This is a genomic window from Micromonospora sp. AMSO12t, from assembly GCF_008806585.1.
Lineage (GTDB): Bacteria > Actinomycetota > Actinomycetes > Mycobacteriales > Micromonosporaceae > Micromonospora > Micromonospora reichwaldensis.
This window is the reverse complement of sequence record NZ_WAAS01000252.1, coordinates 1-9,194: the sequence shown is the minus strand read 5'-3', so window position 1 is coordinate 9,194 and position 9,194 is coordinate 1. Positions and strand designations below refer to the sequence as shown.

Below are 9,194 nucleotides of genomic sequence, written 5' to 3'. Positions count from 1 at the left end.
TTTCGACGGGTTCGAGGCCGGCCGGCGCGCTCGCGCCGACATGACCGCCGAGATCCGGATGCCTGAGCGGGACCCGCGTGACATGCGGGGCCGGGGCCCGGCCGGGCCGCCTCCGCAGCCGCAGCCGGGCTTCGGCGGCCCACCGCACGCCGGTCCGCCGGTGGGTGGTCCGCCGGTCGCTGGCCCACCCGTCGGTGGCCCACCCGTCGGTGGCCCACCCGTCGGTGGCCCGCCGCCGATGGTCGGCCCGCCGATGGCCGGCCCGCCCGGCAGCGACCTCTACCGCGTCGACCAGATCCGTCGCAGCTTCCAGGTGCGCCGGTTCGGCAGCGGGTACGACCCCGACCAGGTCGACCGGTTCTTCGACACGCTGCTGGGCGGCATGCAGGGGCGCAACCCGATGCCGGTGAACCCGAAGGAGCTGGACACGCTGCGCTTCGGGCTGGTGCCCGGTGGCTACTTCGAGGCCGAGGTCGACGCCGCGCTCAAGGACGTGCAGGACATCCTGTTCGGCCGCTGATCCGCGTACGGCGAGGGCCCGCTCCCCGGTCGGGGGCGGGCCCTCGTGCGTGTGGCCTCCGGCGCGCGGACCGGTGCGACGCCGGCTGACGCGGGTGCGGTCAGGACCGCAGGCCGTTGCGCCGCAGCACGGTGTCGCCGATGACGATGAGCAGCAGCAGCACGGCCAGGCCGATCAGCCAGATGTTCTCGACCCTGCCCTCGTGGTTGCCGCAGAGCATCGCCAGCAGGGCCAGCGCGGAGACCACCGCGCCGATCCGCCCGGACTTGCGGTGCCCGGGCTTGTGCTGGTCTGGCGACGTTACCGGCTCGCTTCCTGCCACTGTCGGTCCTTCCCTCGCGATCGGATCTCCGGTTAGTCTGGCACGCCTCGTGCCGGGCCCGGCGCTGGGTCCGACCGATGGGGCGGACCGCACGATCCGCACGGGCGCGGCGGGCGTCGGCCCGGGGTACGTACGAGGGCCGGCAGGGACTTCGGCACGGTGCCCGGCGTCGGGCAGGTGGCGTCGCCGGCGTCGGGACCAAGGGCCCGGCTCCACCCGGGCGCATCGGCACTACCGGCGTCGCGGGTAGGTCGCCAGACTCCCTCCGGTAGCGTTTCTGGCGTACACCTTGTTTGTCGTTTTGAGGGGGAACTGCGGTGCGAGTGACCGGTACGGGGCACGCCAGCATGCGGATCGACACGGCCGCGGGCAGCATCCTGTGCGACCCGTGGGTCAATCCGGCCTATTTCGCCTCATGGTTCCCGTTTCCGGACAACTCCCTGCTCGACTGGGAGGCCCTCGGCGACGTCGAGTATCTCTACGTGTCGCACCTGCACCGGGACCACTTCGACGCGGCGCACCTGAAGCGCTTCGTGTCGAAGGACGCCACCGTGCTGCTGCCCGCGTTCCCCACCTCCGAGATGGAGGACGAGCTGCGGGAGCTGGGCTTCACCAAGTTCCTGAAGGCGCCGAACGAGCAGGTCGTGGAGCTGGACGGCGGCCTGAAGATCATGATTCAGGCGCTGACCAGCCCGACCGACGGCCCGATCGGCGACTCGTCGCTGTGGGTGGAGTACGACGGGGTCCGGCTGCTCAACCAGAACGACGCCCGTCCCACCGACCTGAGTGCCTTCGCCGAGCTGGGCCACGTGCACGCGCACATGCTCCAGTTCTCCGGTGCGATCTGGTACCCGATGGTCTACGAGCTGCCGCAGGCGGCGAAGACGGCGTTCGGCAAGCAGAAGCGCGACCGGCAGTTCGACCGCACCTGGCGCTACATCGACGACCTGAAGGCCGACCACGTCTTCCCGATCGCCGGCCCGCCCTGCTTCCTCGACGACGAGCTGTGGCAGTTCAACGACATCCACGGCGACGAGGGCAACATCTTCCCCGACCAGTCGGTCTTCCTGAGCGAGTACGCCAAGGTCGGCGGCACCAACGGCGTCGTGCTGCTCCCGGGCAGCGTCGCGGAGATCACCACCTCCGGAGCCAGCACGACACACCCGGTGCCCGTGGAGGAGTTCTTCGCCAACAAGGTGGCCCACCTGGAGGAGATGCGCGAGCGCAAGCGGCCGGTCATCGAGGCCGAGAAGGCGTCCTGGCGGCACCCCGAGGTGGACGTGCTCAAGGAGATGCAGCGCCGGATCGAGCCCCTGCTTGAGGAGTCGATCTACCTGGCCAAGGGGGTCGGCGGCCCGGTCCGCTTCGACCTGGTCAGCTACGACGGCGAGAGCGTCGAGTCGATCGTGGTGGACTTCCCGGGCAAGCAGGTCCGGCCGTACGCCGACGAGAAGGTCCGCTACCGGTTCCGCACCGAGCGGGCGTTGATCGAGCACCTGCTGCACATCGGCGAGGTGGACTGGGTCAACTCCCTCTTCCTCTCCTGCCGCTTCTCGGCGGCCCGGATCGGCCAGTACAACGAGTTCGTCTACGCGTTCTTCAAGTGCCTCTCCACGGAGCGGCTCCAGTACGCCGAGGGCTGGTACGACGAGCACGAGCGGAGCACCGACGCCGAGGACATCACCCTCGGTGACTGGGTGGTGCAGCGGCGCTGCCCGCACCTGAAGGCGGACCTGACCCGGTTCGGCATCGTCGAGGGCGACCAGCTCACCTGCCAACTGCACGGCTGGAGGTTCGACCTGGCCAGCGGCCGGTGCCTGACCAGCGTCGGGCACAAGGTCCGGGCACACCGGGCCGGCGAGCAGCAGACCCCCGCCCCGGCGGGCGAGGCGGCCAGCTAACGGCGATTTCCCCGCGCCCGCCGCCCCCGCCGGGTGACCATCAGGTCGACGAGGGGGTGACGTGGCCGAGGGAGTGCGCAAGAGCGGCTACCGGTACCGACGTGACCGGGAGATGGTCCGGGACGCCTCCCGGGTGGAGACGTTCAGCGACGGCGTCTTCGCGGTCGTGCTGACGGTGATGGCCGTCGAACTGCTCCAGAACGGCCCGGCGAGGGCCGGTGGGAGGGAGCTTCCCGACGCCCTCGCCCACGCCTGGCCGTCCTACCTGGCGTATGTGATCACCTTCGGCATCGCCGGCCAGATCTGGCTCGGCCACCACAACATGTGGCGGTACGTGGTCCGGGTAGATCAGCTGCTGCTGGTGTTCAACCTGCTCGTGCTGCTCTTCGTGGCCGCGATCCCGTTCACCGCCGACCTGCTGTCGGACAACCTGCGCGGCGGGTCGACCGAGCAGCGGTTGACCGCCGCACTCTACTTCGGCACCGTGCTCGGCGAGTCGATCTTCTTCAACCTGAGCTGGTGGTGGGCACGGCGGCGAAGGCTGCTCCACCCCGATCTGGATCCCCGGCTGGCCCGTGCGGTGGCGCGGCGCCTGCTGCTGCGCCCACTGCTCTACCTGATCGCCTTCGCCTTCGTCTTCGTCAACGCGGTCCTCAGCCTTCTGCTCTACCTGCTGCTCCTCGGTCTCTCCCTCATTCACCGTCCCGGCGACCTGCCCCCCGCCGAGGCCGGCGGCGAGGTCAGCGGCCGAGGTCGGTGAGGACGCGGCGGGCGGCGTTGTGGCCGGCGGCGCCGATGACGCTGCCGGCCGGGTGGCAGCCGGCGCTGCCCGCGTAGACGCCGTCGACGCCGGTGGCGTACGGCATCCGGTCGGTGAACGAGACCGTGTTGTCGACGTGGTGGATGTGCCCGCCGGTGATGCCGAAGTGCGCCTCGATGCCGGGCGGCGGCAGCGGCACGGCGTCGGCGATCAGGTCGGCGGTGCCCGGGGCGTACCGCTCGCAGATGCCGATCAGGCGGTCGACGTAGCCCGGCAGCGCCTCGTCCCAGGTGGTGCCGGCCAGCTCGTACGGCACCGACTGCACGAAGAGCGCCGACGAGTGGTGCCCCCTGCCGTCGGACAGCGACGGGTCCACGGTGGTGTGCAGGTACCACTCGATGGTCGGCTCGGCGGGCAGCCGACCCGCCTGCACGTCCGCCCACATGGCGCGCAGCGCCGCCATCGGCGACTCGCCGCCCCCGCCGGTCAGGGACTCCGAGCCGGGCAGCAGGTGGATGGTCGAGCCGAACGGGCTCGGGGAGCCCTGGGGCAGGCAGGAGAAGCGGGGCAGCCCGGTCAGCGCCAGGTTGAGCTTGAGCGTGGTGCCGGGTCGGCGGACCGCCGCCATCCGCTCGGCCAGCGGCGCCGGGAGCGCGCCGTCGGGCAGCAGGTCCATCAGCCGGTACGGGTCGCACGCGCCGAGCACCACCCGCGCGCCGATCTCCCGCCCGTCGGCGAGGACGACCCCGCTGGCCGCGCCGCCGTCCAGGGTGATCGCATGCACCGGCGTGCCGGTGCGGATCGTCGCGCCGGCGGTCCGGGCGGCGTCGGCGAACGTACGCGACACGGTGCCCATCCCGCCCTCGGCGATCATCCACGTGCCGTCGGAGCCGGGCAGCCGGCACATGTTGTGGACGAGGAAGTTGTGCCCGGTGCCCGGGTCGTCGGGGCCGGCGTTGAGCCCGGAGAGGCCGTCGGTGACCGCGTACATGCTCATCAGGAGCTCGGAGCGGAAGTCGAAGCGGGCCAGGTGGTCGGCGACGGAGCCGCGGACGAGGTCGACGAAGACCTGCCGCAGCGCCGGCCGGACGTACCGCTCGGCGGTCTCCTCGACGGGCAGCGGCTCGGCCAGCCAGGCCGGGGCGAGGTCGTCACGCAGCGCGGCCAGCTCGGCCTGGAGGGCGTCGTCGGCGGCCACGTCGGCGGGGGAGAAGAACTCGGCGAGCTGCGCGCGGGTGGCCGCCGTGTCGCTGCCGAAGAGCAGGTACGGCGAGCCGGGGCCGCCGGGGGTGGGCAGGAAGTAGTGCGGGTCGCGGCGCAGCACGGGGATGCGCACGTCCAGCGTGGCGAGCAGTTCCGGCGGCATCAGCCCGAGCAGGTACGACCCGGTGGAGTGGCGCAGCCCCGGCACCTTCGGGAACGGCGCCTCGGTGCGGGTGGCCCCGCCGATGACGTCCGCCGCCTCCAGCACCAGCACGTCGAGCCCGGCGCGGGCGAGCAGGATCGCGGACACCAGACCGTTGTGCCCGGCGCCGACGATCACCACGTCGGCCCGGGGCGGCAGCTCGTCACCCATGCCGGTGGAGCCTAGCGCCCACAGGTCCCGCCGGTCAGCCCTTCCGCCGCCGGTCGGCCCTTCCGCCGCCGGTCGGCCCTTCCGCCGCCGGTCGGCCTAGGCTTGCCTGCCATGGCAGCACCCTTCAGCGCGCCCACCCCCGCCCCGAACGCCACGGTGCTACCCACCGGACGGCGCCGTGCCCGGGTCGGCCTGCCGCTCTCCCTGTTCCTCGTCCTGGCCGGGATCGGCGGCCTCGTCGCGGCTGTCGCGGTCGTCGGCGGAAGCCATCAGCCACGGTCACCTGTGGCGGGGCTCGTCGCGGCGGGCACCCTGGCGGCGCTCGGTGTGCCGGGTGTCCTGCTCTTCGTGGTGTCCTGGCGGCAACGGCGGACGAGGATCCTCGTCGACCACATTGGCCTGTGGTTCGACAAGGGGGACCGGCGGAACGTCATCCCGTGGCACAGTCTCGCCGGCGTCGGCCTGTTCACGAGCCACGGGCACAAGGCCAGTTTCCACTCCCTGGAGCTGTACCCGACGGGCCACATCGACCGCGACGACCCGGTGCTGTGGACACTGGTGCGCGAGGAGGCGCCGTTCCGCCCCGGGCTGCCCCACCTGCGCCACCGTCTCCGTCTCGAGGCTGCCGACGTGCCCCTGGCGGTGTCGGCGGTCCGCCACCACGCGCCGCACCTCTGGCTCGGTGAGTCCCGACGCGAGGGCAGCCACATCGGGCGCCCCGACCGTGCCGGGCACCGGGAGCGGACCCGGGCGCGGGGGCGGTAGCCGGACGCCAGCGAGGTCAGGACGGCGGGCTGTCGTCCGGGGGCGGGCCGGCCAGCAGTTGGGCGGCGAACGTCTCCAGTTCCAGCTCGAACAGCGCCTCGGCCTCGGTGACCGCCCAGTCGAACTGGTGGAAGACCTCCATGGCGACCAGCCCGTAGAGGCGGGTCCAGCCCGAGAGGAAGGCGTACGCGACCTCGATCGGCACCTCGCCGTGGCTGAGCCGCAGCGGCTCCAGCCGCCCGTCCAGGTGCCGCCGGAGCAGTTCGCCGGGCGGGGTGCGGAAGGGGGAGCGGCGCCACAGGTCGAGGATCGGCTGGATGAAGACCGCGCCGAGGCGGGCGCCGGGGTGGTCCGGGGTGGCGTGGCCGCCGACGAAGGCGGTCCGTCCCGGGACGGGGGCGCCGAAGATCAGCCCGAACTCGGCGGGGTGCGCCAGCGACCAGGCGCGGAACGCCCGGGACATGGCCAGCAACCGCGCGACCGGCTCGCCCCCGGCGTCGTCCCCAGCCGCCTCCAGCCGCAGCCGCAGCTCGTTGTAGAGGTCGGCGGCGAGGTCCGCGACCAGCGCCTCCAGGCTCGGGAAGTAGCGGTAGATGGCCGGCGCCGTCATGCCCATGTCGCGGGCGATGGCCCGCAGCGAGATCGCGTCGATCCCACCCGTCACCAGCAGACGGCGTGCCCCGTCCTTGATCTCGGCGACGGTCGCCGTGCGCAGGCGTTCCCGCCGAGTGGGTGCGGCCATCGACAACCACCTTGACCAGAGGAAACACCGTTGCGATAGTTAACGGCGTTCACTGAAATTAGCGATGGTAGCAGCTTAGCCATCTGTGGAGGGAGAGGCGAATGTTCGCCTGGTGGGGACACATGGTGGTGCGGCTGCGCTGGGCGGTGCTGGCCGCCGCCCTGGTGCTGGTCGCTGTCGGATCGACCTGGGGGGCGGGTGTCTTCGGGCAACTGACCGGGGGTGGCTTCGACGACCCGGCCAGCGAGTCCAGCCGGGCCGCCGAACGGATCGACCGCGAGCTGGGGCCGCAGGGCGCAGACCTGGTGGTGCTCTGGTCCAGCGACACGGCGTCCGTCGACCAGCCGGCCTTCCGCGACCCGGTCACGGCCACCGTCACGGGGCTGCGCGCGCGTTCCGAGATCACCAGCGTCACCACCTGGTACGACACGCAGGCCCCCGCGCTGCTCTCCACAGACCGCCGGGCCACCTACGCGCTGATCCAGCTCCGGGCCGCTGACAAGGACGACAAGACCGCCGCGTACGAGGAGCTGCGGCCGGCCCTCGACGCGCCCGGCGTACGGACCGAGGTCGGCGGCGCGACGGCTGCCCTGCACGAGTCGAACACCCAGACGACCAAGGACATCACCCGCGCGGAACTGCTCTCCATGCCGGTGCTGCTGGTGCTGCTCGTGCTGATCTTCGGCGGGCTGGTGGCCGCGTCGACGCCCCTGCTGATCGGCGGGCTGGCCATCCTCGGCGCGTTCGTCACCGTCCGGCTGGTCACCCTGGTCACCGACGTGTCGGTCTTCGCCATCAACGTCATCACCCTGATCGGCCTGGGCATGGCGGTCGACTACTCCCTCTTCGTGGTCAGCCGGTTCCGCGAGGAGCTGGCGGCCGGCCACGACACCCCCGCCGCGATCCGGCGCACCATGCTCACGGCGGGGCGTACGGTGCTGGTCTCCGGGCTCACCATCGCGCTCGCCATGGCCAGCCTGCTGATCTTCCCCCAGGCGTTCCTGCGCTCGATGGGCCTCGGCGGGATCGCCGCCGTGCTGGTCGCCATGCTGGCGGCGCTGACCGTGCTGCCGGCCCTGCTCGCGGTGCTCGGCCGTCGGATCGACGCGCTGCGCGTACCGCTGCCGTGGCGGCGTGGGGCGCGCGGCGGGCGGCCGACGGCGGGGGAGACGGGCGGCGCCTGGGCCCGCATCGCGCACAGCGTGATGCGCCGCCCGGTGCGCTACCTGGTCGGGGTGACCGTGCTGCTCGCGGTGCTGGCCGCGCCGTTCCTGGGGGTCTCCTTCGGCGGGTTCGACGACCGGGTGCTGCCCCCGGACGCCGAGCCCCGGGTCGTCTCCGAGCGGGTCGCCGCGGAGTTCGCCGGCGGCACGATCTCGCCGATCGACGTGCTGGTCTCCGGGGCGTCTCCGGAACAGGCGCAGCCCTTCGCCGACCGGGTGGCCGCCGTGCCCGGCGTGACCGGGGTGCAGGTGGCGGCCAACCGGGGCACGTCGACGCTGCTGACCGTGACCTACCCGGGCGAGCCGGCCGGCGACACCGCGCAGGACGTGGTCCGGGCGCTGCGCGACCTGCCCGCGCCGGACGGCGCCCAGGTGCTCGTCGGCGGCCGGCCCGCCGTCGACCTCGACCTGATCGACGGCCTCGGCGACCGGCTGCCCTGGATGGCCCTGCTGATGGCCGCCGCAACCCTGGTGCTGCTGTTCCTCGCCTTCGGCTCGCTGGTGCTGCCGGTCAAGGCGGTGCTGATGAACCTGGTGTCGATCGGCGCGTCGTTCGGGGTGGTGGTCTGGATCTTCCAGGACGGTCACTTCGCCGACCTGCTCGGCTTCACCCCGACCGGGTTCATCGAGCCCAGCAACCCGATCCTCATGCTCGCCGTGCTCTTCGGGCTGGCCACCGACTACGAGGTGTTCCTGCTCTCCCGGGTACGCGAGGAGTGGGACCGCACGGGCGACAACACCGCCTCGGTGGCGGCCGGGCTCCAGCACACCGGGCGGATCATCACCGCCGCCGCGCTCCTGCTGATCATCGTGGTGGCCGGCTTCGCCACCGGCGAGATGGCGTACATCAAGCTCATCGGGATCGGCATGATCGTGGCGATCGTGGTGGACGCGACGCTGGTCCGGGCGCTGCTGGTGCCGGCCACGATGCGGTTGCTCGGCCACTGGAACTGGTGGGCTCCCGCCCCGCTCGCCCGCTTTCACCGCCGCTTCGGCCTGCACGAGTCCGCCGAGCCTGAGCCGGCGGCCCCGGAGACCCGTCACGCCGAGTTCACCAAATAGAAGCTTCCATCGATACCCCGTCGGCCCTGGCGTCGACGGGGCATCGGACCTGCCGGACCGGGACGGCTTCCCGGTGCCGACCCGCCGGCAGGTCGGCGCCGCACGGCACTTCGACGGCGGCGAGGGCTGCTGGTGCGACCGGGGCACCTGCTGGTTCACCACCAAGGGCGCCAACCGGGTGTGGGCGTACGACGCGGTGAACCAGCGCCTCGACCTGGCCTACGACGACTCGCTGGTGCCGGCGGGCGCCGCGCCGCTGACCGGGGTGGACAACATCACCGGCACGGCCGGCGGAGACCTCTACGTCGCCCGGTCGGCGGGCG

At 72.4% G+C, this 9,194-nt stretch carries 7 protein-coding genes and 2 pseudogenes; 6 read left to right on the top strand and 3 right to left on the bottom strand.

All coding sequences use genetic code 11. The annotated features are described in order from the left end of the window. Window positions 1-520: pseudogene (locus F6X68_RS26535) on the top strand (cell division protein DivIVA); the annotation flags it as partial. Window positions 521-620: 100 nt separating this feature from the next. Here the strand turns inward: F6X68_RS26535 and F6X68_RS26530 are convergent. Continuing rightward, window positions 621-842 carry a DUF2631 domain-containing protein gene (locus tag F6X68_RS26530; RefSeq protein WP_121396083.1) on the bottom strand — a complete coding sequence of 74 codons (222 nt, stop codon included), beginning with the start codon at window positions 840-842 and terminating at the stop codon, window positions 621-623. Between the two features lie 317 nt (window positions 843-1,159). Here F6X68_RS26530 and F6X68_RS26525 point away from each other — a divergent pair, with 317 nt between their 5' ends. Together F6X68_RS26525 and F6X68_RS26520 are read left to right on the top strand one after the other, a co-directional pair. Further along, entirely contained in the window at window positions 1,160-2,743 is a 1,584-nt protein-coding gene (locus F6X68_RS26525) for a Rieske 2Fe-2S domain-containing protein (RefSeq protein WP_151456832.1), read from the top strand. A gap of 112 nt (window positions 2,744-2,855) precedes the next feature. After that, on the top strand, window positions 2,856-3,503 hold the full coding sequence (locus F6X68_RS26520; protein ID WP_151456833.1) for a TMEM175 family protein: 648 nt from the start codon (window positions 2,856-2,858) through the stop codon (window positions 3,501-3,503). Here the strand turns inward: F6X68_RS26520 and F6X68_RS26515 are convergent. Next, on the bottom strand, window positions 3,484-5,079 hold the full coding sequence (locus F6X68_RS26515) for an NAD(P)/FAD-dependent oxidoreductase (RefSeq protein ID WP_151456831.1): 1,596 nt from the start codon (window positions 5,077-5,079) through the stop codon (window positions 3,484-3,486). The two genes, F6X68_RS26520 and F6X68_RS26515, sit on opposite strands and share 20 nt — an antisense overlap. Before the next feature lie 111 nt (window positions 5,080-5,190). On the opposite strand from F6X68_RS26515, the gene F6X68_RS26510 reads away from it, so the two are divergent. Next, window positions 5,191-5,844 (top strand): hypothetical protein, encoded by a 654-nt coding sequence (locus F6X68_RS26510; protein WP_151456830.1) that lies wholly within the window; start codon window positions 5,191-5,193, stop codon window positions 5,842-5,844. 16 nt (window positions 5,845-5,860) lie between these two features. Here F6X68_RS26510 and F6X68_RS26505 read toward each other — a convergent pair whose 3' ends face one another. Further along, a complete protein-coding gene (locus F6X68_RS26505; RefSeq protein WP_151456829.1) occupies window positions 5,861-6,586 on the bottom strand; it encodes a TetR/AcrR family transcriptional regulator in 726 nt (241 codons plus the stop codon). A 101-nt stretch (window positions 6,587-6,687) separates the two neighbouring features. On the opposite strand from F6X68_RS26505, the gene F6X68_RS26500 reads away from it, so the two are divergent. Together F6X68_RS26500 and F6X68_RS26495 are read left to right on the top strand one after the other, a co-directional pair. Further along, the gene (locus F6X68_RS26500; RefSeq protein WP_151456828.1) at window positions 6,688-8,871 is read left to right on the top strand and encodes an efflux RND transporter permease subunit; all 2,184 of its coding nucleotides are present in this window, start codon (window positions 6,688-6,690) and stop codon (window positions 8,869-8,871) included. A 49-nt stretch (window positions 8,872-8,920) separates the two neighbouring features. Further along, a pseudogene (locus tag F6X68_RS26495) lies at window positions 8,921-9,194 on the top strand (translocation protein TolB); the annotation flags it as partial.